This is a genomic window from Formivibrio sp. oc-25 (assembly GCF_055810895.1).
Genome location: NZ_JBVVOL010000032.1, coordinates 1 through 24,797, shown reverse-complemented (window position 1 = coordinate 24,797; position 24,797 = coordinate 1). Strand labels below are relative to the sequence as shown.

At 59.7% G+C, this 24,797-nt stretch carries 21 protein-coding genes; 15 read left to right on the top strand and 6 right to left on the bottom strand.

From position 1 onward, the window contains the following. Window positions 1–262: 262 nt before the first annotated feature. The 3 genes from AC0KVQ_RS14505 to AC0KVQ_RS14495 all read left to right on the top strand — a co-directional run bounded on the left by AC0KVQ_RS14505 (window position 263) and on the right by AC0KVQ_RS14495 (window position 2,822). Window positions 263–820: a TRAP transporter small permease gene (locus tag AC0KVQ_RS14505; RefSeq protein ID WP_473421890.1), complete on the top strand. Its 558-nt coding sequence runs from the start codon at window positions 263–265 to the stop codon at window positions 818–820. Next, window positions 817–2,094 carry a TRAP transporter large permease subunit gene (locus AC0KVQ_RS14500; protein WP_473421889.1) on the top strand — a complete coding sequence of 426 codons (1,278 nt, stop codon included), beginning with the start codon at window positions 817–819 and terminating at the stop codon, window positions 2,092–2,094. The genes AC0KVQ_RS14505 and AC0KVQ_RS14500 overlap by 4 nt, the downstream gene beginning before the upstream one ends. 116 nt (window positions 2,095–2,210) lie before the next feature. Beyond that, window positions 2,211–2,822: a putative metalloprotease CJM1_0395 family protein gene (locus AC0KVQ_RS14495; RefSeq protein WP_473421888.1), complete on the top strand. Its 612-nt coding sequence runs from the start codon at window positions 2,211–2,213 to the stop codon at window positions 2,820–2,822. Between the two features lie 55 nt (window positions 2,823–2,877). Here AC0KVQ_RS14495 and AC0KVQ_RS14490 read toward each other — a convergent pair whose 3' ends face one another. The 3 genes from AC0KVQ_RS14490 to murI are packed head-to-tail and all read right to left on the bottom strand — an operon-like array spanning window position 2,878 to window position 4,732. Continuing rightward, window positions 2,878–3,576, bottom strand: a complete 699-nt coding sequence (locus AC0KVQ_RS14490; RefSeq protein WP_473421887.1) for an LrgB family protein — start codon at window positions 3,574–3,576, stop codon at window positions 2,878–2,880. Continuing rightward, complete coding sequence (locus AC0KVQ_RS14485; RefSeq protein WP_473421886.1) at window positions 3,573–3,923, bottom strand: CidA/LrgA family protein; 351 nt, start codon at window positions 3,921–3,923, stop codon at window positions 3,573–3,575. Before AC0KVQ_RS14485 ends, AC0KVQ_RS14490 begins: the two co-directional genes overlap by 4 nt. After that, a complete protein-coding gene (murI, locus tag AC0KVQ_RS14480) occupies window positions 3,923–4,732 on the bottom strand; it encodes a glutamate racemase (protein WP_473421885.1) in 810 nt (269 codons plus the stop codon). Before murI ends, AC0KVQ_RS14485 begins: the two co-directional genes overlap by 1 nt. 172 nt (window positions 4,733–4,904) lie before the next feature. Here murI and AC0KVQ_RS14475 point away from each other — a divergent pair, with 172 nt between their 5' ends. Together AC0KVQ_RS14475 and AC0KVQ_RS14470 are read left to right on the top strand one after the other, a co-directional pair. Beyond that, on the top strand, window positions 4,905–6,200 hold the full coding sequence (locus AC0KVQ_RS14475; protein WP_473421884.1) for an HD-GYP domain-containing protein: 1,296 nt from the start codon (window positions 4,905–4,907) through the stop codon (window positions 6,198–6,200). Next, complete coding sequence (locus AC0KVQ_RS14470) at window positions 6,197–8,080, top strand: PAS domain-containing hybrid sensor histidine kinase/response regulator (RefSeq protein WP_473421883.1); 1,884 nt, start codon at window positions 6,197–6,199, stop codon at window positions 8,078–8,080. Before AC0KVQ_RS14475 ends, AC0KVQ_RS14470 begins: the two co-directional genes overlap by 4 nt. A 30-nt stretch (window positions 8,081–8,110) precedes the next feature. Here the strand turns inward: AC0KVQ_RS14470 and queG are convergent, their stop codons facing one another. Further along, a complete protein-coding gene (gene queG, locus AC0KVQ_RS14465; protein ID WP_473421882.1) occupies window positions 8,111–9,190 on the bottom strand; it encodes a tRNA epoxyqueuosine(34) reductase QueG in 1,080 nt (359 codons plus the stop codon). Between queG and tsaE the strand changes: the two genes are divergently transcribed. The 5 genes from tsaE to AC0KVQ_RS14440 all read left to right on the top strand — a co-directional run bounded on the left by tsaE (window position 9,173) and on the right by AC0KVQ_RS14440 (window position 14,758). Continuing rightward, window positions 9,173–9,661 (top strand): tRNA (adenosine(37)-N6)-threonylcarbamoyltransferase complex ATPase subunit type 1 TsaE, encoded by a 489-nt coding sequence (tsaE, locus tag AC0KVQ_RS14460; RefSeq protein WP_473421881.1) that lies wholly within the window; start codon window positions 9,173–9,175, stop codon window positions 9,659–9,661. The two genes, queG and tsaE, sit on opposite strands and share 18 nt — an antisense overlap. Beyond that, a complete protein-coding gene (locus tag AC0KVQ_RS14455) occupies window positions 9,625–10,926 on the top strand; it encodes an N-acetylmuramoyl-L-alanine amidase (RefSeq protein ID WP_473421879.1) in 1,302 nt (433 codons plus the stop codon). The genes tsaE and AC0KVQ_RS14455 overlap by 37 nt, the downstream gene beginning before the upstream one ends. Further along, entirely contained in the window at window positions 10,926–11,528 is a 603-nt protein-coding gene (locus AC0KVQ_RS14450; protein WP_473421878.1) for a DJ-1/PfpI family protein, read from the top strand. The genes AC0KVQ_RS14455 and AC0KVQ_RS14450 overlap by 1 nt, the downstream gene beginning before the upstream one ends. 67 nt (window positions 11,529–11,595) lie before the next feature. After that, the gene (locus AC0KVQ_RS14445; RefSeq protein WP_473421877.1) at window positions 11,596–12,846 is read left to right on the top strand and encodes an Hsp70 family protein; all 1,251 of its coding nucleotides are present in this window, start codon (window positions 11,596–11,598) and stop codon (window positions 12,844–12,846) included. A 637-nt stretch (window positions 12,847–13,483) separates the two neighbouring features. Continuing rightward, window positions 13,484–14,758, top strand: coding sequence for an NAD(P)/FAD-dependent oxidoreductase (locus AC0KVQ_RS14440; protein WP_473421875.1), 1,275 nt, complete (start codon window positions 13,484–13,486; stop codon window positions 14,756–14,758). Between the two features lie 295 nt (window positions 14,759–15,053). Here the strand turns inward: AC0KVQ_RS14440 and AC0KVQ_RS14435 are convergent, their stop codons facing one another. Further along, on the bottom strand, window positions 15,054–15,680 hold the full coding sequence (locus AC0KVQ_RS14435) for a DUF2238 domain-containing protein (protein ID WP_473421874.1): 627 nt from the start codon (window positions 15,678–15,680) through the stop codon (window positions 15,054–15,056). A 37-nt stretch (window positions 15,681–15,717) separates the two neighbouring features. After that, window positions 15,718–17,073, bottom strand: coding sequence for a TrpB-like pyridoxal phosphate-dependent enzyme (locus AC0KVQ_RS14430; protein WP_473421873.1), 1,356 nt, complete (start codon window positions 17,071–17,073; stop codon window positions 15,718–15,720). A 119-nt stretch (window positions 17,074–17,192) separates the two neighbouring features. On the opposite strand from AC0KVQ_RS14430, the gene AC0KVQ_RS14425 reads away from it, so the two are divergent. From AC0KVQ_RS14425 to AC0KVQ_RS14405, 5 genes are all read left to right on the top strand, one after another. Beyond that, complete coding sequence (locus tag AC0KVQ_RS14425; RefSeq protein WP_473421872.1) at window positions 17,193–17,879, top strand: response regulator; 687 nt, start codon at window positions 17,193–17,195, stop codon at window positions 17,877–17,879. Continuing rightward, complete coding sequence (locus AC0KVQ_RS14420; protein WP_473421871.1) at window positions 17,876–19,183, top strand: ATP-binding protein; 1,308 nt, start codon at window positions 17,876–17,878, stop codon at window positions 19,181–19,183. Before AC0KVQ_RS14425 ends, AC0KVQ_RS14420 begins: the two co-directional genes overlap by 4 nt. 93 nt (window positions 19,184–19,276) lie before the next feature. Then, complete coding sequence (locus AC0KVQ_RS14415; protein WP_473421870.1) at window positions 19,277–20,755, top strand: DegQ family serine endoprotease; 1,479 nt, start codon at window positions 19,277–19,279, stop codon at window positions 20,753–20,755. 119 nt (window positions 20,756–20,874) lie between these two features. Then, on the top strand, window positions 20,875–22,668 hold the full coding sequence (recQ, locus tag AC0KVQ_RS14410; RefSeq protein WP_473421869.1) for a DNA helicase RecQ: 1,794 nt from the start codon (window positions 20,875–20,877) through the stop codon (window positions 22,666–22,668). Window positions 22,669–22,841: 173 nt separating this feature from the next. Next, on the top strand, window positions 22,842–24,272 hold the full coding sequence (locus AC0KVQ_RS14405) for an alanine/glycine:cation symporter family protein (protein WP_473421868.1): 1,431 nt from the start codon (window positions 22,842–22,844) through the stop codon (window positions 24,270–24,272). Window positions 24,273–24,797 lie beyond the last annotated feature (525 nt).

The following is a 24,797-nucleotide window of genomic DNA, read 5'->3' as shown; positions in this document are numbered from 1 at the left end:
AGAAATCGCGCAAGGTGATGCTCGAGCATGGCATGCAGATCAACGAGATTGCCCCGGCAGAACTCGCCCGCATGAAGGCTGCAGTAAAGCCGGTAACTGACAAGTATGCCGCCAAGCTTGATCCGGCACTGGTCAAGGCTTTCGAAGCTGAGCTGGAAAAAACCAAGAACCTGAAGTAATCGCGAAACAAATGGAAGCAGGGCGGCCAACAAACCGCCCTCTTCCTGTTTCCCGCCCGTATCCCGGGCAAAGAGAGGCAAGAATGAAAACCCTGGAAAAGTACGTGATCGGACTTTTCAACATCCTGATCGTGGTATTTCTGGCGATCATGCTGGTGTTGGTGTTCGGTAACGTTGTGCTGCGTTATGGATTCAATTCGGGCATTACCGTCTCCGAAGAACTGTCGCGCATCCTGTTCGTCTGGCTGACCTTCCTCGGCGCCGTTGTCGCCATGAAGGATCACGCTCACCTCGGTGTGGATTCGCTGACCAAGCGCCTGCCACCGCTGGGCAAGAAAATCTGTGTGGTATTGACCAGTCTGGTCGTGCTGTTTGTCTGTTTCCTGATACTCAAGGGTAGCTGGACCCAAACCGTGATCAACATGGGCACCATGTTCCCGGCCACCGGTGTTCCAGTCGCCGTGCAATATGCCACGGGCATCGTCGCCAGTATCGGCATTGCCACCTATCTCATTCGCAATATCTATCTGGTGCTCAGTGGCAAGGCCACCGAGCAGGATCTTGTTACTGTTTCCAGCTCGGCTGATGAAGCAGAAGAGATCATCAAGGCTGAAACTGGCAAGGAAGGAAATTCGAAATGACCGTAGCTATTTTCTTGAGCTGCCTGCTGGGCTTCATGCTGCTGGGCGTGCCCATTGCCTTTACCCTGCTGATCGCCGGCACCGCCCTGATGTGGCATCTGGACATGTTCGATGCCCAACTGATCGCGCAGAACCTGATCAATGGTGCGGACAGCTTCGTGCTGCTGGCGGCTCCGTTCTTCATGCTGGCTGGCGAATTCATGAATGCCGGTGGCCTGTCGCGCCGGATCGTGAACATGGCGCTGGCGCTGATCGGCCACATCCAGGGTGGTCTGGGTTATGTCGCGGTGATCGCAGCCGTGATCATGGCCAGCTTGTCCGGCTCGGCCGTGGCTGATACCACCGCGCTGGCGGCATTGTTGCTGCCCATGATGCGCGAAGCGCGCTATGACGTACCGCGCTGCGCCGGTCTGATCGCCTGCGGCGGTATCATCGCCCCTATCATCCCGCCGTCGATTCCGTTCGTGATCTTTGGCGTGGCTGCACAGGTATCGATCACCAAGCTGTTCCTGGCCGGTATCGTGCCTGGCGTGCTGATGGGGATCTCGATTCTTGCTGCCTGGTGGTGGGTATCGCGTCATGACAAGCTGGAAACCCGTCCGCGTGCATCCTGGCCGGAAATTCGCAAGATCTTCAAGGAAGGTGTCTGGGCGCTGTTCCTGCCGGTGATCATCATCGTCGGTCTGAAGATGGGCGTATTCACCCCGACTGAAGCCGCCGTTGTCGCTGCTGTCTATGCCTTGTTTGTCGGCATGTTTATCTACCGTGAACTCAAGATCAAGGATCTGTACCACCTGTTCCTGAGCGCCGGCAAGATGACCGCCGTGGTGATGTTCCTGGTCGGTGGCGCCATGGTCACCGCCTGGCTGATCACTGTTGCCGATCTGCCGGGTCAACTGGTTGAATTGCTTGGCCCGCTGATGGATTCGCCCAAGCTGTTCATGTTCGCGATTGTTGCCATCACCCTGATCATCGGCACCTCGATGGACATGACACCGACCATCCTGATCCTGGCTCCGGTGCTGATGCCGGTGGTCAAGCAGGCAGGCATCGATCCGGTCTACTTCGGCGTGGTATTCGTGATGGCCAATGCCATCGGCCTGATCACCCCTCCAGTAGGCACCTCGCTGACTGCTGTGTGTGGTGTTGGCAAACTGCCAGTCGGCAGCGTTGTGATGGGGATGTGGCCATTCCTGCTGGCAGAGGTCAGCATTACCTTCCTGCTGTGTTTGTTCCCGGAACTGGTGCTCGTACCGCTCAAGTTCTTCATGTAACAACCCGCGTCAAACAAAAGCCCCGTCAGCCATGGCTGCGGGGCTTTTCACTTTCAACGCCCGGCTCTGCTCCGCTGGTCACAACCGTTTGATATTCCGGGAATTTGATCGTTAAATTGCGTAAAGGACCCGTTCAACGCCAGTACATGGATATCTCCGCCACCCGCGCTTACACAACGCCCGCCCCTAACGGTATTTCGCCACGGAATACCAAGGGTGAAGCTGTATCCAACGCAGATGAACAAGGCACGGCCAGGCAAAAAGAAGCCGGCGGCAGCGCGGCAACCACCGGATCAACCACGCAACTTTCGCAAAGCGAAGCCGCGATGGTGCGCGAACTCAAGCAGCGCGACACGGAAGTGCGCCAGCACGAACAGGCGCACTTGTCGGCAGCAGGTGGACTGGCGCGCAGCGCCGCCAGCTATGTGATGCAAGCCGGGCCGGACGGCAAGCGCTATGCGATTGGCGGAGAAGTTCAGATCGACGTGTCGCCCGGCCGCACGCCCGAGGAAACCCTGATCAAGGCGCGCCAGATCCAGGCTGCGGCCTTGGCTCCGGCAGAACCATCGGGTGCCGATCGCAGCATTGCTGCGCGGGCACAGGCCATGGAAACCCAGGCCCAGGCCGAAATCGCCAAACGCAACCGAACCGAGCAGCAGCTTGCCGAGCGTTATCAGGTGGTGGATGGCAATGAACCGGTATCCAGCACCCTGGCAGTTCAGGCTTGAGAGACTGTTCGCGTCTTGCTGCGAAGCCGTGAACAGGCTCTGAATCGAACAGGTTCTAAATCGGCCAGAACGCCAGCAGTAGCGGCAGGATAAGTGAGGTCAGCACCCCGTTGAGCCCCATGCCCAGTCCGGCCAGCGCGCCGGCAATACTGGAAAGCTGAAAAGCACGCGCCGTGCCGGTGCCATGCGCAGCCAGCCCCAGGGCGAAACCGATGACAGCCGGATCCTTCACCCCGAGCGGCTTCATGACCCAATCCACCAGCATGCAGCCAACGACACCGGTGACAATCACAGCCGCAGCCGCCAACGATGCATTGCCGCCCAGATGATCGGCAATGGCCATGGCAATTGGCGTGGTGACCGATTTGGGTGCAAAGCTCGTCAGCACCTCGGCTGACAAGCCGAATGCCTTGCCCAGCAGGATGACCGAAACGATCGCGGTCAAGCCGCCGACCAGCAGGGCGATGCACAGCGGCCCCAGCATCTGCTTGACGCGCGACAGATTGGCGTACAGCGGCACCGCCAGCGCCACCGTGGCCGGCCCCAGCAACAGATGGATAAAGTGGGCACTTTCGAAATAATCAGCATAGGAAATGCCGGTCAGCTTGAGCAGGCCGATCAGAATCACCACCGAGGTAAAGACCGGATGCAAGAGCGGCAAGCCGCGCGCCTGACGGAATCCCCAATCGGACAGCAGGTAGGTAGCAACGGTCAGCGTCAGCCAGAAAACGGGATGCAGCAACAGTGCGTTCATGCCTCATCCCTTTTGCGGCGCAGCAGCCATTTCAGCGTCAGCGCGGTGACCGCCAGCGTGATGATGACCGACAGCGTCAACACCAGGAACATGGCCCCACCCTGCGTCGCCAGCAACTGGCCATGCTCGATCAGCCCGACCCCGGCCGGCACGAACAACAGCCCCATGTGAGAGAGCAGATGCGTGGAGGTCTCGGCGGTACGCGCTTCCACGCCGCGCCGCGCCAGGCAGATCACGAGCAGCAACAGCATGCCGGCCACATTGCCGGGCAACGGAATGCCGGTCAGGGTAACCAGGGTTTGTCCGCCCAGCCAGCATGCCAGCAGGATTACCAGGCCAAACAGCATCAGAGGTTCACCAGTTCCAGCCGGTTCAGGCTGCGACCGAGGAAACGCTCGCCGATGGTCTGGAATTTCACCGGCAGATCGGTCACATAGAAACGGTAATCCGGCGCTTCGACCGACGGATTGGCCAGACCGCTGCTTTGCAGCAGCGTGGCAGTCTGCTCCGCGATCGACAAGGCCGAATCCACCAGCTTCATGCGATTGCCCACCACATCAAGCAGCAAGGGCTTCAACAGCGGGTAATGCGTGCAGCCCAGCACCAGGGTGTCGATCTGCTCGACAAAAACCGGCTTGAGATACTCCTGGGCCGTCAGGCGGGTAACCGGATGATCCAGCCAGCCTTCTTCCACCAGGGGGACGAACAGCGGACACGCCTGGGAAAATACCCGGTACGACGGGTCGAGCTGGTGAATCGCGCGGGCATAGGCATTGGAGTTGATCGTGGCAGGGGTGCCGATCACACCGATGCCGCCCGATTCGCTCACGCGCACGGCCTGTCTGGCACCCGCCTCGATCACATCGAGCACCGGCACCGCAGATGCGGCGCGTACTTTCTCCGCCGCAACCGCCGCCATGGTATTGCAGGCGATGATCAGCAGCTTGACCTGCTGATGGCGCAGAAAATCGGCAATCTGCTGGGTAAAGTGTTCGATCGTGGTTACCGACTTCACGCCGTAGGGGACGCGCGCGGTATCACCGAAATAGATGATATTTTCAAACGGCAGTCGATCCATCAGTGCGCGAACGACCGTCAGGCCGCCAACGCCGGAATCGAAGACCCCAATCGGATGGGAAGGAAGCGATGCTTGCATGAGAGCTCCAAAGTTGATGGCTATTCTAGCGAGCCCCCCCGCTTGCGGCGAGCGTAACTGTTACCGTCCTGCCACAGATCGGCTTAAAGCCTTGCTCGCCTGACGGTTTTTTGTGACAGTTCATTTCCGCGGGCTAGAATGACCTCGCCGCCACCAATAAAAAACGTTGCCGATGAGCACCCACGAAGAAATGCCGCACTTCATCAGCCCAGAACAATTGTGCGTCGGGCTCTTTATCCATCTGGATCTCTCCTGGATGGATCACCCTTTTACATTCAGCAGTTTCAAGATCAAATCAGACGATCAGATTCGCACGCTGCAACGGCTGGGTCTGGATAAAATCCGCTACTCCCCCGCCAGGAGCGATCGCTCGCCGCTGGCTTCGCTGCAGCAAGTCGCCCAGCCCGATCCGATTGACACGGATGATGCAAACACGGCCAGCACGCCAAGCCTGGAAGACCTCATCATCATCCAAGCCAAACAGCAGCGGCACAATCAGCAGCAAAAACGCCAGATCATGATGGCGGCATGTGAAAAGGACTTCATCCAGGCGGCGCGCACCGTTCGTGGTCTGGATCGCGCGATTTTCTCGCGCCCGCGCGACAGTGCCCTGGCGGGTGAGCGCCTGGTGTTGCGGCTGGTCGATTCGATGATGACCGACAAGGATATCGCCATCCACCTGATGAACGATCGCGCCGGTGGCGAAGACCTTTACTATCACTCGCTCAATGTCACCCTCCTGAGCATGATCCTGGCCAAGGAATACCAGCTCAGCCGGGAGCAGATCACCACGCTGGGGCTGGCGGCGCTGTTTCACGATACCGGCAAGATCGAAATCCCGGATCGCATCCTGCTCAAGGAAGAACCGCTCAACCGCTCGGAACAGGCGCTGTACGAACAGCACGTGGAATGGAGTCTGAACGCTGGCAAAAAAGCCGAGCTTTCCTCCGAAACGCTGCTCACCATTGCCCAGCACCATGAACTGTGCGATGGCAGCGGCTTTCCGCACCGCCTCAAGCAAGCGGAAATCACCATTCTGGGGCGGGCATTGGCGCTGGTCGATCGCTTCGATTATCTGTGCAATCACCCCATGCTCAGCGCCTCGCTCACGCCACACGAGGCCCTCGCGCACATCTTCACGCAGCAGCGCGGCCAATACGATGCCGCCTTGCTCAAGGTGTTCGTGCGCTGCATGGGGGTGTATCCACCCGGGACGCTGGTGATGCTGTCCGATAACAGTTATGCCATGGTGGTTTCGGTCAACTCATCGCGCCCGCTCAAGCCGCAGTTGCTCGTGTATCAGCCGGATTGCAATCCGGCCGAGTTTCCGCTGCTCGATCTTGAAAGCGAGACCGACCTCAATATCAGCAAGTCACTCAAGCCCAATCAATTGCCGCGTGAGGCCCTGGAAACACTCAATCCGCGCAAACGTACCGCCTACTATTTCGCCCCCAAGGAGTTGGATTGAATCCGCTTGCCCAATATCTGCTCGATGCCTGCGCCGAAACCGTGCTGGCCGTCGACCCGGAAACGCTTGCCATCATCAGCGCCAACCGTCAGGCGGAAACCCTGCTCGGTTATAGCGAGGATGACCTGATCGGCCGCCCCATCGCCGATATAGAAGCCGGCCTGCAGGATATGTTCTTCTGGGAAGAAGTCAGGCATGGCAACCAATCCGAATGCATGGCCACGGAAGGCGAGTACCGCCACCACGCCGGCCACCTGATCACGGTACAGAAGACGGTGCGCCTGCTGGATATCGAGGGCAGCCGCTTTTTCGTCGTATCGCTGCATGACATTACCCGCCTCAAACAGCTCGAGGTGGAAACCGCCAGAACCAATTTGCTGCTGGCCGCCACGCTGGAATCAACCGTCGATGGCATCCTGGTCACCAGTATTGGCGGCGTGGTGCAGTACTTCAACCGGCGCTTTGCCGACATGCTGCGCCTGTCCGGCCAGGTCAACGATGCCCGGGACAACCCGCAACTGCTTGAGCACCTCAACCGACAACTGGAACAGCCATCCGAATTTCAGCAATGGTTCGACAAGCTGCTCGACAAACCGGCGGCAGAGGGCAGCATCGAATGCCAGCTGCATGATGGCCGCATCCTGGCCATCGCCTCGCGTCCGCAGCGCCTGCGTGACAGCACCAATGGCCGCGTATTCAGCTTTCATGACATCACCGCGTTCAAGAACAGCGAAGCAGCACTGATCACCGCTCGCGATGCAGCCCAGGCAGCAGACCGCGCCAAGTCGGATTTCCTGTCGCACATGAGCCATGAACTGCGCACGCCGCTGAATGCGATTCTGGGCTTCAGCCAGATGCTGGAACATGAACTGACGCAACCACAGCGCAACCTGGCCAGCAATATCACCAAGGCCGGCCTGCATTTGCTCGACCTGATCAACGAAGTGCTGGACCTTGCCAGCATCGAGGCCGGCAAGATACGGCTGGAAATGCGCCAGATCGATCTTGCCGATGTCATTCGCCATTGCGTGGATCTGGTTGCACCGCTGGCGGCTTCGCGCAATATCGAACTGCATGTGAAACCGCTGATGCCCGGTCGCTTCGTTGTCAACGGGGATGCGCGCCGCCTGCGGCAAATGACGTTCAACCTGCTCTCCAATGCCATCAAATACAACCGCGAACAGGGGCGCGTCGATATTTCGGTCACGGCGCAGGGGGATGATCACTGGCGGCTGACCGTGAGCGATACCGGCAGCGGCATTCCAGAACAGGAACAGACGCAGCTGTTCGAACCGTTCCAGCGTATCGGCCAGGCAAGCACTGAAAACGAAGGGGCAGGCATTGGCCTGACGATCACGCGCAAGCTCGCCCATATGATGAACGGTCGGGTCGGCATGGAAAGCCGCCCCGGCATCGGCAGCAGCTTCTGGATCGACCTGCCCTGCACCGCGGCCTTGCCGGCAGCGGAATCGGTGGCAAACGTGCATCCGGCCACCGAGCATGGCCCGACCGTGCTCTATATCGAGGATGACATCCTGTCGCAAAAGATGCTGGCAAGTATCCTGCAGCGCATGCGCCCCCACTATCGCCTGCTGCTTGCTGGCAATGCCGCACAAGGGCTTGCCTTGGCCAGCAAGGAGCCTGTTGATCTGGTCCTGCTTGACCTGCAGCTGCCCGATCGCGACGGAGCCAGCGTTTTGCAGGCATTGCGAGCGCAGGCACTGACACGCGAAACTCCGGTGATCGCACTGACCGGCAACACGCGCCTTGAGCAAATCGCAAGCAATGCCGCTGGTTACAGTGCGTACCTGACCAAACCGCTGCAGATCGATACCGCACTGACCTGTATAGACAGCGCGTTGCGACAACATCACGCCTAGCGCTGCATTGCCCTGTCGCGACGGCCCAGATCAGGGCTGCTGTGACTCATGCCGGGATAAGGCCCAGCGCACATGCTCGCGCACCAGCAGGTCGGGATCATCGCGCCGGGCCTGCAGGGCCGCGATCACGGCAGGCGTTCCCGGCGCATTGCCCAACCCGACCGCCAGATTGCGCAGCCAGCGCGCATAGCCGATGCGATAGATCGGGCTGCCGGCCATGCGGCTGGTGAAATCGCTCTCGCTCCAGCCGAACAGTTCAACCAGCGTTACATCGTCCAGGCCATGACGAACGGCGAAGTCCGCCTCATCCGACATGACGGCAAAGCGGTTCCACGGACACACCAGCTGGCAATCGTCGCAGCCGTATACCCGGTTGCCGATCAACGGCCGCAAATCTTCGGGGATGGCGCCGTCCAGCTCGATGGTCAGATAGGAAATACAGCGCCGTGCGTCGACCTGGTACGGCGCCACAATCGCCTGCGTGGGACATATATCGATGCAGCGCGTGCAGCGCCCGCAATGCTCATTGGCGAGTGGCGGATCAAACGGTAAGGGCAGATCGGTAAATAATTCACCCAGAAAAAAGAACGAACCGAAATCGCGGTTGAGCAGCAAGGTATGCTTGCCGCGCCAGCCCAGACCGGATTGCCTGGCCAGCTCGACTTCCAGCACCGGTGCGGAATCTACAAATACGCGATGGCCAAACGGGCCGATGCGAGCCGCCAGGCGCTCGGCCAGCGTTTGCAGCCGGGCACGCAGCACCTTGTGGTAGTCGCGACCAAGCGCATAGCGTGAAATATAGGCCTGCTCGCCGTTGCCCAGCACGGTTTCGGCACCGGCTGCAGGCACGCGATACGGCATGAATACCGACAAAATCGAGCAGGTGCCGGGCACCAGTTCGGCGGGTCGGGCACGCTTCAGGCCGTGCCTTGCCATATAATCCATCTCGCCGTGAAAACCGGCATCAAGCCAGGCTTGCAAACCGGCTTCCGCCTGGCTCAGATCCACACCGCCGATCGCCGCACGGGCAAAACCCAGTTCCTGTGCCCAGGCCTTGAGTTGTAACGCAATTTGTTGGGAATCGAGTTCGCTATGCATACGCCGGATCATACCGCCTTCACCGCTTTCCTGCCGGACGAGTCCGCCACGCTGGACTTCGGCCAGCGGCTGGCCAGCGCCATCCGTTGCAGCATGGTGATTTACCTCGAAGGTGACCTGGGCGCCGGCAAAACCACCCTCACCCGCGGCATTTTGCGTGGCTTGGGGTTCGCCGGTCGGGTGAAAAGCCCCACCTACACGCTGGTTGAATCTTATACAGTTTCGAACTTATACTTATATCACTTTGATTTGTATAGGTTTGCCGATCCAGCAGAGTGGGAAGACGCCGGATTTCGCGATTACTTCAATCCGCAATCGGTCTGCCTGATCGAATGGGCGGACAAGGCAGAAGGTTTTTTGCCGGCACCGGACTGGATCATTTTTCTTGCGCCCGACAGCCAAGGCCGTCGGGTCTGGATCGAAACCTGCAGCGAACTGGGCAAGGCATGCGCAACAAGCATCGACAACACACACCCGATCTGAACCGCCGCCTGCTGCTGGGCGGGGCGGCTGCGACGTTGCTGCTGGGCGTCAATCCGGTGGCGCTGGCTGCGATCGCCAGCGTGGTCGCCGTGCGCGTTTGGCCCGCCCAGGCCTATACCCGCATCACCATCGAATCAACGGTTCCGCTCACCTTCAGCCAGTTCACGCTCAAGAACCCGGAACGGCTGGTCGTCGACATGCAGGGCATTGATCTCAACAACGAACTTCAGGCGCTTTCCACCAAGGTCGGCAACGGCGATCCCTTCATCCAGCAACTGCGCGCTGCGCGCAACAAGCCTGGCGTGGTGCGGCTGGTCGTCGACCTGAAAACCCCGGTTGCGCCACAGATTTTCACGCTGGATCCCATCGAAGGCTACAAGCACAGGCTGGTGGTGGATTTGTACCCCGATGGCCAGAACGACCCGCTACTGGCTTTCCTCAACGACAAGGAATCTTCGGTCAAGGCGTTTGAGGAACCCTACGCCAGCAACGCAGGCAAGGATTCGTCCGGCATCAAGGATGGCACCGACCGCAGCCAGCTCAAGGTCGACCGCCTGACCACGATCGTGCTGGATCCCGGCCATGGCGGAGAAGACCCGGGCGCAGTGGGCGCCAGCGGCAGTTACGAAAAGGACGTGGTGCTGGCCATCGCCCGCCGCCTGAAAAACGAACTGGAGCAGGAACCGAACGTGCGCGTGGTCCTGACCCGCGATGGTGATTATTTCGTGCCATTGGCCATGCGCGTGCGCAAGGCGCGCGCGGTAAAAGCCGACCTGTTCGTATCGATCCATGCCGATGCCTTCGTGCGCCCGGACGCCAATGGCTCATCGGTATTCGTGCTGTCGGAAAAAGGTGCCTCGTCGACTGCGGCCAAGTGGCTCGCCGACAAGGAAAACCGCGCCGACCAGATCGGTGGCGTGAAATTCGATACCCGGGACAAATACCTTGCGCACACGCTGATGGATCTGACCCAGACCGCCACCATCAACGACAGTATGCGGCTGGCCAAGAACATGCTGTCCGAAATCGGCAACATCAACCGCCTGCACAAGAACCATATCGAGCAGGCGGGGTTTGCTGTACTCAAGGCGCCCGACATTCCGTCGATTCTGGTCGAAACCGCTTTCATCTCGAATCCGCAAGAAGAGAAAAAGCTGCTCGACGATGCCTACCAGCTCAAGATGGCACAGGCCCTGCACAAGGGCATCCGCAAGTATCTCGGCAACCATCCCGCCGCTGCCGGCACCAAGATTGCGCTGCGCTGATGCAAACCGCCCTGATCCTGCTGTTCGACGAGGTGGAAGTGCTCGATTTCGCCGGACCGTTTGAAGTGTTTGCCGTGGCCTCCGAACTGCACGGCCACACCCTGTTCAACGTCAAGACCGTGGCGCGCGAGCTGCGCCCGATCCGCGCCGTGAATGGACTCTCGGTCAACCCGGACCTGCGCTTGGCCGATGCACCGCAAGCCGATGTACTGATCGTGCCGGGCGGCACCGGCAGCCGCGCCGTGATGCGCGAAAAAGATACCATCGCGTGGGTGCGCGACCAGGCCTATGCCGCCGAGAAGGTCATGAGCGTCTGCAGCGGCAGCCGCATCCTGGCAGCGGCCGACCTGCTCGATGGGTTGACCATTACCACCCACCATGAAGTGTTGCCGGAAATGCCGGACTATGCGCCGGGCGCCATCTGCCTGGATGGCATCCGCTTTACCGACAACGGCCAGGTGCTGACCTCCGCCGGCATCTCTGCTGGCATCGATCTCTCGCTTTACGTGGTCAGCCAGCTCTGCGGCGAAGACGTGGCCACCCAGACCGCGCGCTATATGGAGTATGACTGGCGCGTACGCCATCCGGGCCAGCCCGGCTGATCATCGGCGCTGATCAAGTTCAGGACTTGCTGTAGAATCCCGCCCCTTCGCATTTTCGGACCCCGCCATGCCCCTCGCCTGCGGCCTTGATTTCGGCACATCCAATTCCACCGTCGGTATCGTCGAAGCGGGTCATGCCCGGCTGTTGCCACTGGAAGACGGCAAACCCACCTTGCCCTCGGTCGTATTCTTCAACGCCGATGAAGACCATACCTGCTACGGGCGCCAGGCGCTGACGGAGTATCTGGAAGGCTATGAAGGCCGGCTGATGCGCGCGCTGAAAAGCATCCTTGGCACCAGCCTGATCGACGGCAAGACCGAAGTGCAGGGCCGCAGCCTGCCGTTTCGCGAGCTGTTGGGCCAGTTCATCGGCGAGCTCAGAAGCCGCGCCCAGCTGCAGTCCGGCCACCCGCTGGAATCAGCCATACTAGGTCGACCGGTACACTTTATCGATGACGATGCCACCGCCGACCAGCAGGCACAAAACACGCTCGCCGACATCGCCCGGGCTGTCGGTTTCAAGCATATCGAATTCCAGTTCGAGCCGATTGCCGCAGCGTTCGACTATGAATCCACGCTGAGTCGCGAAGAGCTGGTGCTGATCGTCGACATCGGCGGCGGTACCTCGGACTTTTCCCTGCTGCGGCTCTCGCCTGAACGCGCACGCCAGGCAGAGCGGCGCAACGACATTCTGGCCAATGCCGGGGTACATATCGGCGGCACCGATTTCGACCGGGCGCTGAGCCTGGCAGCGGTGATGCCGCAACTGGGCTACAAATCGCTGCTGGCCAGCGGCGCGGAAATGCCATCGAGCTATTACTTCAACCTGGCCACCTGGCACACCATCAACTTCCTCTATGCCCGCAATGTGCTGCCTGGCTTGCAGGACCTGTACCGCAACGCCCTGGAAAAGCCCAAGCTTGAACGCCTGATCCGGCTGATCCAGCAGCGCGCCGGCCATTGGCTGGCACTGCAGGTGGAAGCCGCCAAGATTTCGCTCTCCGAGCAAGAAGAAACCCGGCTCGACTTCGATGAGCTCGATCCCGAACTCAGCCACCCGATCACGCGCGATGAATTTGATCGATCGATTGAATCGCTGGTGGAGCAGATCGGAAAAACGCTCGACGATCTGCTGCTGCAGGCCAATATCGGCGCCGCACACGTCGATACCGTCTATTTCACCGGGGGTGCCAGCGGCGTGCCGCTGCTGCGCGCGCGCCTGGCCGAGCATCTGCCGCAGGCACGCCATGTGGAAGGCGATCGCTTTGGCAGTATCGGGATTGGTCTGGCGCTGGATGCGCAGCGGAAGTTTGGTTAGGGAAAATCAATGCTCAACCATGTTGGGCTGAGCCATGCGAAGCCTAGGCTCTGTTGACATTTGATTAATTTTTACGCGGCTGGGGTATTTTGCTCCAGTACAAGGCATTTCCCAGGCCGCGGTACGGGTACCGCAAGTGGGAAATAACGCCGTAATGGAGCAAAAGACCCAGCCGCCCGAAGGGCAAGTTCGCCAATCTTGCCGGATGCGTTGTCGCCAATGCTCGCAATACACCAGTATTGCTTGCGCTTGGCTTCTCGCCCCGGCAAGTTGGCGGGCTTGCGTAAAAAACAATCAAACGTCAACAGAGCCTAACGATTTCACGACATGTTGGGCTTCATTTCATTCAGCCCAACCTACGCTGCTGCCACCATTCACTCCCCTGATCACATTCAAGCCCACCTACCGTAGGTCGGGTTTTAACCCGACAGCATCGCCATCGTGTCAGGGCGCCCCCCGACCAACCCAGAGATCCATAGCCACGCCACAAACATCAAACCAGCATTCCATGTGTACCAAACCCGTGTGCATTTTCCCGCCCCGCCTTGGTCATAGTTACCCTCCCGCCCGGCTGCCTCCAACAGGATTCCCGTTAAAATTCCATCAACTGAGAATTATTCATAATTAGGGAAAACCTATGACCGCAAGACCCAAAATTGTCGTGGTCGGCGCCGGCTTCGGCGGCCTGACCGTGGTGCGCAACTTGCGCCATGCTCCGGTCGATATCATGGTGATCGATCGGCGCAACCATCACCTGTTCCAGCCCCTGCTGTATCAGGTCGCCACGGCCGTACTCTCTCCGGCGGAAATCGCCATGCCTATCCGCAGCCTGCTATCGGGACAGAACAACGCCTCGGTGCTGATGGGGGAAGTCGAAGCGGTCGACAGTACGCGCAAGACCGTGCAGGTCAATCTGGGCCAGCGCACCGAACATATCGCCTACGATTACCTGGTGCTGGCCACGGGGGCGCGCCATGCCTATTTCGGCAATGATCACTGGGAAGCAGTGGCACCCGGGCTGAAAACCATCGAAGACGCCACCGCCGTGCGCAACCGCATCCTGCTGGCGTTCGAACAGGCCGAAATGGCACAGGACCCGCAGGAGATCCAGCGCCTGCTGACCATTGCCATCATCGGCGCCGGGCCGACTGGCGTGGAAATGGCCGGCATGATTTCCGAACTCGCCCATGCCGCGCTCAGCCGTGAATTCCGCCATATCAACCCGAAACAGACCCGCGTGATGCTGGTGGAAGGCGGGCCACGCGTACTGGCTACGTTCCCGGAAGAACTTTCCAACGCTGCGGCCAAATCACTGCAGAAACTGGGCGTGGAAGTCTGCCTGAATGCCAAGGTCACCGATTGCAACGAACAAGGCATCGTCATCGGGGATGAGTTGATTCCGGTCGGCACCATCGTTTGGGCCGCCGGGGTGCAGGCCTCACCGGCCGCGCAGTGGCTGGGCGTAGAAAGCGACCGCGCCGGTCGGGTCAAGGTGGCGGCAGACTTCAGCGTACCAGCGCATGAAGGTGTGTTCGTGATCGGCGATACCGCAGCGCAAACCGATGCGGCTGGCAAACCGGTACCGGGGGTTGCGCAAGGTGCGATCCAGGGGGGCGACCATGTTGCCGCCATCATCAAGGCGCAGATAACCGGCTCGTCCATGCCAGCCCCCTTCCGTTACCGCAATCTGGGCAATATGGCGACGATTGGCCGCTACGCGGCCGTGGCGGATTTCAGCTTCCTGCGGATGAAGGGCGGGCTGGCGTGGTGGCTGTGGGGGGCCGTGCATATCGCTTTTCTGATCGGCTTTCGCAACCGGTTGGCGGTGATGCTGCAGTGGCTGTGGTCATTCCTGACCTACAAGCGCGGGGTGCGGCTGATCACGGGCATGTTCAGCCGGAAGCTGGCGTGATGGGTGATACCTGCAACCCTGACTAGCTTGGTCGGGGCGCTCCCTGGTGAGGGACTGAGCTTCTACCGTAGGTCGGCTTTCAACCCGACACAATGCCGATGCTGTCGGGTTGAAACCCGACCTACGGCACGCGGCACCTTCGAAGAGGATCAGGAGGCTAACGGTGGCTGCGATGTAGGTTGGGCTGAATGAAATGAAGCCCAACGCGTTCTGAAATCGTTGGGCTTCGCATAGCTCTGCCCAACCTACATGACGGAGCATCGCAGAAAATCGTGGGGGTTCAGCAAGGACTACCTCAAAACCCGGAACCAAACCTCGACAAGCGCCGGATCAATCTGTCCTGCCAGCGCGCCAGCATCAGCCAGCCGCTGCTGGCGCCCAGCAGGGCGAGGAACATGTCGGATTGCGTATCCCACTCGTCGCCCTGCGTGCCCAGAAACTCCTGCGCCCCCTGCCCCATCGCCAATGCAGCCCACCACTCGATCAGTTCATACACCGCACTGACCGTCATCGCCACGCACAGCGCCAGAAAGCCCGCCATGCGCCGGTTGGTGACATACGCTCCGCGCAGCAGGATTTCACGCGCGACCAGTGCCGGCACCAGCCCCTGCATGAAATGCCCGAGCTTGTCGTAAGGGTTGCGCGCCAGATCCAGCCAATCCTGTACCCAGAATCCAATCGGTACCCGGGCATAGGTATAGGCTCCCCCACCGATCAGCACCAGTGCATGCAGGGCAATCAGCACGTACAGCAACATGGTCAGCGGGAAGCGGCGATAGGTCAGCCACAGAATGGGGGCGGCGAGCATCACCGGCAGCACTTCCAGCAACCAGGTCAGGCGATCGTATGGATCAATGCCCGATAGAACCAGTGCCGAGAGTACCGTCACCAGCAAGGCCCAGCGCCAATGCATTGCGGTCATGGCTCACCCTCCCACCCGAACAGGTGCAAAATCGCGCTCAACCCGGCACCTTCGGCAGCCGGTGCAGTGCCGCATCGATGGCCTCTGCCGGATATTCGTAATCCTCCAGCTGTCCGGCAAAGAATTTGTCGTAGGATGCCATGTCGAAGTGGCCATGCCCGGAGAGGTTGAAAAGAATCGTCTTGGCTTCACCGGCCTCGTTGCAGCGCTTCACCTCCTCGATCACCGCGCAGATGCCGTGGCAGGATTCTGGTGCCGGGATGATGCCCTCGGCACGGGCAAAGGTCACACCGGCTTCGAAAGTGGCCACCTGTGGCACGGCCACGGCTTCGATCAGGTTTTCGTTGTAGAGCTGGGAAACCAGCGACGACGCACCGTGATAGCGCAAGCCTCCGGCATGGATCGAAGGCGGCATGAAGTCATGCCCCAGCGTGTACTGCAGCATCATCGGCGTCATGCCGGCGGTATCGCCGTAGTCATAGGCATAGTGGCCGCGCGTCAGGCTCGGGCATGAAGCCGGTTCCACCGCCATCAGTCGCACCGGCTTGCCGGCAGCCTTGTCGGCCAGGAACGGGAAGGCGACACCGCCGAAATTGGAGCCCCCGCCGCATGGCGCGAATACCATGTCCGGATATTCGCCGATCATCTCCAGTTGCTTCTTCGCCTCCTGCCCGATCACGGTCTGGTGCAGCAGCACGTGATTAAGTACCGACCCGAGCGAATACTTGGTGTCCGGACGGCTGGCGGCTTCTTCCACTGCTTCCGAGATCGCAATGCCGAGCGAGCCGGGATTTTCCGGGTCGGCAGCCAAGAGGCGGCGACCGTATTCGGTGACCGGTGTCGGGCTGGCCAGCACTTCCGCGCCCCAGGCCTGCATCATCGAACGGCGGAAGGGCTTTTGCTGGTAGCTGACCTTCACCATGAAAATGCGCACCTCGATGCCGAACATGTGGCCCGCCAGCGCCAGCGATGAGCCCCACTGGCCGGCACCGGTCTCGGTGGTCAGGCGCTTGATGCCCGCCTCACGGTTGTAATACGCCTGCGCCACTGCGGAGTTGAGCTTGTGCGAACCGGCCGGTGACGTGCCTTCGTACTTGTAGAAAATCTTGCAGCGGGTACCGAGCGCGGCCTCCAGACGATGGGCGCGAAACAGCGGTGCCGGACGCCACATGGTGTAGGCCTGACGCACCTCGTCCGGAATCTTGATCCAGCGCTCGCGCGAGACTTCCTGCTCGATGATGTTGTCGGGAAAAATCGCAGACAAGGCATCCGGCCCTACCGGCTGGCCATCGGGACCGAGCGGCGGTGCCGGCGGATTGGGCATGTCGGCCACCACGTTGTACCAATGCGTCGGAATGTCTTTTTCTTCGAGGATGTACTTGGTCTGCTGCATGGGGCCTCCACTGAATGGGTTGGAATCTGCCTGCGGATTGTCACCCCGCGACCAGCGCGGATCAACCCGCTTGGCTGGTTTGTCGTAATATGGCCGCGAAGTAAAAACGGAGATTCTCCATGCGTATTCTGCTGGTTGAAGACGATGCCATGATCGGATCGGGCATCCAGACTGCGTTGCAGCGCGAAGGCTTCACTGTGGATTGGGTGCGCGATGGTGTTGCCGCCGATGCTGCACTGACCGGCCATGCCTTTGATCTGGTGCTTCTGGATCTTGGTCTGCCACGCCAGGATGGCAGCCGGGTTCTGTCGAATCTGCGTGCTCGGCACGACGACATTCCGGTACTGATTCTGAGCGCCCGCGATACGGTTGCCGATCGGGTCAAGGGGCTGAATCTCGGCGCGGATGATTATCTGGTCAAACCGTTCGATCTGGATGAACTGATCGCACGACTCCATGCGCTACTGCGACGTCATGCTGGCCGCGCCGATCCGCAGATCCGGCTGGGAAAAATCGAAATCGATCCGATTGCCAAAAAGGTTTGCCTGGCAGGAGAGGCGATAATGCTGTCGGCACGCGAATACGCATTACTGCTGGCACTGGCCAGCCACCCGGGCGCCGTATTTTCAGTGGCCCAGCTCGAAGAGAAAATCTACGGCTGGGATGATGAAGTCGGCAGCAATACGGTCGAAGTCTATATCCACAGTCTGCGCAAAAAACTGGGGAACGGGCTGATCCGCAACATACGCGGCGTTGGCTATGTCATTCCCCGGGATGACTCTTCCACGCAGGTCAGCCAGCCATGAAATCCATTCGTAAATCCCTGCTGCTGTGGCTGATGAGCATTCTAGCACTGGGTATCGGCCTGACAGCCTGGCTGACCTATCGCCAGGCCCATCGCGAAGCAAACGAGATTTTCGATTACCAGATGCAGCAGATCGCCCTGTCGTTGCCTCGGCGCGCCTTCAGCCCGCTGGCACCTGATCCGATACTCGATCCGGCAGACAATATCGTGATCCAGATCTGGGACAGTAACGGCCTGCGCATTTACGGTTCGCATCTGGATGGCGTGATCCCGCCGTGGGCTGAACTGGGGTTTTCAATCGTAAAAACCGATGGCGGCGACTGGCGGGTATTTGGCGCCCAGCTCGGAGAAACCGTGGTGCAGATCGCCCAGCCCCTGCAGGTGCGCAGCAGGCTGGCTGCCGGCATTGCCCTGCGCACGGTCGCACCGTTGCTGTTGCTGTTTCCGGTCATGGCCTTGCTGGTATGGCTGGCGGTCGGCAAGGGCCTCGCACCGATCCTGCGCGTCACCCGAGAGGTTCAGCAACGCAATGCCGACACACTCACACCTGTCGGCCAGCACACCTTGCCGGAAGAAATCGCACCGCTGGTCAGGGCCTTGAACGATCTGCTGGCAAGACTGGAACAATCACTATCAGCCCAGCGTGCCTTTGTGGCGGATGCCGCGCACGAATTGCGCTCGCCACTTACCGCGCTGCAACTGCAAACCCAGCTGGTTGCGCGGGCCGACAACGAAACCGAACGACAGCAGGCCATTGCCGCATTGCAGGCAGGTCTGACGCGCACAAGCCATACGGTCCAGCAATTGCTCACACTGGCACGTCAGGAACCTGGCGCATTCACCCTGCAAAACGAACCGGTACGACTGGATGAACTGGCACGCACTGCCGTAGCCGATTTTTCGATCCAGGCCCAATCCCGAGGTCTGGATCTGGGGCTTGAGCAGGCGGACTCCCTCACCCTGCAAGCACGACCTGAAGCACTGCGCATCATGCTCAACAACCTGATCGACAACGCACTGCGCTACACGCCAGCGCCGGGCCGCATCGACGTATGGGTGCGCCGGACGTCGCAAGGTGCCGAGTTGCGGGTAGATGACAGTGGCCCCGGCATAGCAGAGGAAGAACTGCTGCGCGTGCGCGATCGCTTCTACCGCGTTGCCGGCACGCAGACCGAAGGCAGCGGGCTGGGGCTGGCCATCGTGCAGCAGATAGCCAACAGCCATGGCGCCACGCTGCATCTGGCCAATCGCGCAGAAGGCGGGTTATCGGCTTGCGTAGTATTCCCCATACTGCCACACGCCTGATACGCAACAGGATTGGCGTTTTAAGCCAATTTTAAGTTTCACAGTTCAGACTGCACACCATCGCATCACGACCTGAATGCAAAGGAGTGCATCATGAACCACAAACTTGTAACTCGCAGCCTGATCGCAGCGGCAGTCCTGTCAGTGCTGGCTGGTGGCTATGTTGTCCGGGCACAAGGCTTGAATGCAGACCAGCCTTCTCATGCGGACGTGACTGCCATAGCCGCAGCCCAACCGGCATCGGGCAGCACCTCGCCTGTCGTAGCCACCGCCACTGATTTCTCCGGCATTGTCGAGCGCTTTGGCCCCGCAGTGGTCAACATCAGCACCATGGCCAAAACCCAGCGCACTTCACGCGAAATGCCCGGCATGGATGAAAACGATCCTTTCTTTGAGTTTTTCCGTCAGTTCGGCCCGCAATTTCCACGCATCCCTCAAGGTGCACAGATCGTACGAGGCCAGGGTTCAGGCTTTATCGTACGCAATGATGGTCTGATCCTGACCAATACCCACGTGATCGATGGTGCACAGGAAGTCACCGTCAAGCTGACAGACCGGCGCGAATTCACCGCCAAGGTGCTGGGCGTTGACAAGCAAACCGATGTGGCATTGATCAAGATCGACGCCAACAATCTGCCCACCGTGGCGATCGGCGATCCGTCACGCCTGCGCGTGGGTGAACCAGTGCTGGCCATCGGCTCTCCCTACGGTTTTGAAAATACCGCCACGGCTGGCATCGTAAGTGCCAAATCACGCAACCTGCCTGATGATAACTATGTGCCATTTATCCAGACGGACGTGGCAGTCAACCCCGGCAACTCGGGCGGACCGCTATTCAACCTGCGCGGAGAAGTCGTCGGCATCAATTCGCAGATCTATTCCCAGACTGGCGGCTACCAGGGCCTTTCATTCGCCATTCCGATGAACGTGGCAAGCAAGGTGCAGGCGCAGTTGCTGCAACATGGCAAGGTAACGCGTGGCAGGATCGGCGTAACGATTCAGGATGTGAATCAGGCGCTGGCGGAATCCTTCGGACTGAAAGAGCCTCATGGCGCACTGGTCAGCAATGTGGAAAAGGCGGGTCCAGCCGACAAGGCAGGATTGAAACCGGGCGACATTATCGTGAAGCTCAATGATCAGGAGATCGCCGATTCGGGCCAACTGCCGGTTATGGTGGCGGATCTGGCACCGGGTACGCAAACCCGCCTGGAAGTCATCCGCCAGGGTCATGCCAAGACTTTGTCACTGATTATCGGGGGAGCCAAGCCGGAAAAAACCGCAGCCGTCAAAGACCAGACTGCCTCGCAAGGCAGGTTGGGCGTGGCGGTGCGCCAACTCAGCCCGGAAGAACTGCGCCAGGCAGGCATCGACAATGGGCTGCTGGTAGAAGATGTCAGCGGCGCAGCAGCGAAAGCGGGCATCGCACCAGGCGACGTCGTGCTGTCACTCAATGGCACGCCGGTCAAGTCGCCGGAATCCTTGCGCAAATTGCTTGGCGATGCGGGCAAGCATGCCGCTCTCTTGATTTTGCGTGACTCGGCCAGAATATTTGTACCGGTAGAGCTGGGTTGACGAGCTCGACAGTTCTTGTTTTTCCTCCTCCTCTCGTTGAGAGTTACGGCGCCAGATGGCGCCGTTTTTTTATCGGCTACCACCTGTTGCCGGACCCGGTTCCGGTACAATCCCGCCCCATGTCTGCCCCCAATCCCCTGCACCTGCTCCAGCACATTTTCGGTTACCACGCGTTTCGCGGCGAACAGGCGGCCATCGTCGAACATCTGATTGCCGGCGGGGATGCGCTGGTGCTGATGCCTACCGGTGGCGGAAAATCGCTGTGCTACCAGATCCCAGCATTGGCCCGGCAAGGCTGTGCGGTGGTGGTATCGCCGCTGATCGCGCTGATGCAGGATCAGGTCGATCAGCTCAAGGAGCTGGGTGTGGCTGCGGCGTTCCTGAATTCCACCCTGAACAGTGACAGCGCACGCGAAGTGGAACAGGCCTTTCTCGCCGGCGATCTGAAATTGCTGTACGTGGCACCGGAACGCTTGCTGACCGGGCGGTTCCTGGGCCTGCTGCGTCGGGCACCGGTTGCGCTGTTCGCAATCGACGAAGCCCATTGCGTGTCGCAGTGGGGCCACGATTTCCGTCCGGAATATCTCGGACTGTCGGTACTGGCGGATGAATACCCGGGCATTCCGCGCATTGCGCTCACCGCCACCGCCGACCATGCCACGCGCGCCGAGATCATCGAAAAACTGCGGCTGGATCAGGCCCGCCAGTTCGTTTCCAGCTTCGATCGGCCCAACCTGCGCTACAGCATCATTGAAAAGAAATCATCGAAAGAGCAGTTGTTGACCTTCCTGCGTCGCGAGCACGAGGGCGACTCCGGCATTGTCTACTGCCTGTCGCGCAAACGCGTCGAAGCCACTGCCGAATGGCTCAGATCAAAGGAAATCCGTGCGCTGCCCTACCATGCCGGACTGGATGCCGAGACCCGCGCACGGCATCAGAATATCTTCCTGCGCGAAGATGGCGTGGTCATGGTGGCGACCATCGCATTCGGCATGGGCATCGACAAACCGGATGTGCGTTTTGTCGCGCATCTGGATCTGCCCAAGAGCATTGAAAACTACTACCAGGAAACCGGCCGGGCCGGGCGTGATGGACTGCCGGCCAATGCCTGGCTGGCCTACGGCCTGAACGACGTGATCCTGCTCACCGGCATGATCGAATCCAGCGGCGCAGCAGAAGAACAGAAGGATATCGAGCGGCGCAAGCTCGAAGCCATGCTGGGCCTGTGCGAAACCACCGCCTGCCGCCGCCAGACGCTGCTGGGCTACTTCGGCGAAGAAGCCAAACCGTGCGGCAATTGCGACAACTGCCTGAACCCGCCGCAACTCACCGATATGACCGAAGCCGCGCGCAAGGCCTTGTCGTGCGTATTCCGGACGGGCAACCGCTTCGGCGTCGGCCACCTGATCGACGTGCTGCAAGGCAAGATGACCGACAAGGTGCAGGAATTCCTGCATCAGCATGTGACGACCTTCGGCATTGGCCGCGATCTGGATGAAGCCAGCTGGCGTGCCGTGTTTCGCCAGTTGCTCGCTCGCGGCGCACTGCGCGTGAGCCCGGAAGGACACGGCGGGCTGGAATTATCTGAAACTGCCAAACCGATCCTGCGCGGCGAAGTGCCACTGTTCCGCCGCGCCCGTATCGAGAAATTCCATTACCACGACAAGAATGCCGAGTTCGATACGCAAGCCGACCGCCAGTTGTGGCAAGCCTTGCGCCTGTGCCGCAAGCGGCTCGCCGACGAGCAGAACGTGCCAGCCTACGTGATCTTTGGCGATGCCACGCTCAAGGAAATGGTGCGCTACAAGCCGGCCGACCACTACGAGCTGGGCCGACTCACCGGCGTGGGCGATCGCAAGCTGGAAAAGTACGGCGATGCCTTCCTGCAGACCATCAGCCAGAATTCACGATAGTCGTCAAGCTACAGCACCCAGCAAACAGATCGCGAATTCCACCAATATCTGTACCCCATCTACCACAGTAACATCCACTTCACAATAACCAGTCCATCTGGTGTTGTGCGCGCACAGTTCAATTAAAAAGCAGGGGCCCCGGCAATACAGGGGATACACAAGGGGAACAATGAATGACTGAAATAATAAATGCAATCAATGACATAGTATGGAGCCCAGTACTGGTCTGGCTGTGTCTGGGCGTTGGCTTGTATTTTTCGATCCGAACCCGTTTCATGCAGGTACGCCACGTACCGGAAATGCTGCGCCAACTGCTGTCCAACAAATCAAGTGACGCCGGCGTGTCATCGTTCCAGGCGCTGACCATGTCACTGTCCGGCCGGGTTGGTACCGGCAATATCGCCGGCGTGGCTGCAGCCATCTTCTATGGCGGTCCGGGTGCCGTGTTCTGGATGTGGATGATGGCCTTCCTCGGTGCCGCCACGTCATACATTGAAAGCACCCTGGCGCAGATCTACAAGGAAAAGAACGACGGTCTGTTCCGTGGTGGTCCGGCCTATTACATCGAGAAGGGTTTGGGCTGGAAACCGTATGCCTGGGTCTTTGCCATTGCCACCGTGATCTCGATGGGTGTACTGCTGCCAGGCGTACAGGCCAACAGCATTGCTTCCGGACTGCAAAACTCGCTCGGCATAGAGCCAGCCGTCAGCGCCGCCTTTATGGTGGTATTGCTCGGCCTGATCATCTTCGGTGGTGTCAAACGCATCGCCAAGTTCACAGAAATCGTGGTGCCATTTATGGCACTTGGCTACATTCTGGTGGCGTGCACCATCGTCGGCCTGAATATTTCCAAGGTGCCGGAAGTTCTGCGCCTGATCGTATCCAGCGCGCTTGGTATCGATGCAGGTTTTGGTGCCATGCTCGGCCTGGCTATCCAGTGGGGTGTGAAACGCGGCGTATTCTCGAATGAAGCTGGCCAGGGCAGCGGCCCGCACCCGGCAGCCGCAGCCGAGGTCAAGCATCCGGCAGAGCAAGGCATCGTGCAGGCTTTTGCCGTGTACGTGGATACGCTGCTTGTGTGTTCGGCCACTGCCTTCATGATCCTGATCACCGGACTCTACAACGTGAAGGGCGTAAACCCCGGCAGCACCGTGAACAACCTGCCTGGCATAGGCGTAGGCCCCGGCTTCACACAGGCCGCAGTGGAAAGCGCCCTGCCCGGCTTTGGTAGCATTTTCGTCGCGGCAGCGCTGTTCTTCTTTGCCTTCACTACGATCGTGGCGTACTACTACATCGCCGATACCAACGTAGCCTACATGAACCGCAAGATGAACCGCCCGTGGCTGAGTTTTCTGCTCAAGGTGATCATGCTGGCTTCGGTGCTGTTTGGCTCGGTTCGCTCAGCCGAACTGGCCTGGACCATGGGCGATATCGGTGTGGGCGTGATGGCCTGGCTCAACATCGTCGCCATCCTGTTCCTGCAACGCCCGGCGCTGCAAGCCCTGCGTGATTGGGAATCCAAGCACAAGGCGGGCGAGCCGATCGGTTTTGATGCCTCCGAGCACAAGATCACCAATGCAGACCTGTGGGTAGGTGGCGATTGATCTGTTGATCAGTCTGTTGCCAGCCAATCCGGAAAAATCCCCATCCAGAAAGGATGGGGATTTTTTTCTGCGAACACAGCAGGATATGCCTGACAATGCCAAGCTTGGTTGTGCCATGCGCTGCTCGAATACTCGATTGCATACAAGAACACCCAGAACCCCTAGAAGGCCGCCAAGGAAAGAGCGAGACAAATTGCCTGCAAAGTTGGCTCACAACCAACGCCACGGTACAGGTGTAAGTTGGGCTGAATGAAATGAAGCCCAACATGTTTTGAAATCGGTGGGCTTCGCATCGCTTTGCCCACCCTACATCACGTATATCCGCAGGAATGCATCCGTGCCGGGCACGCATAAAAAATCCCCGTTCCACTCCAGAACGGGGATTTTTCTTCCTGCCGTCAAACCATCACATCACGCCGCACTGCCATTGACCGGCTTCTTCACCAGGTACAACGCCACCGCCGTAATCACCGTCCCCACCAGCAGGCTCACCACATACATGCCAACATTGGTGACCGCATTCGG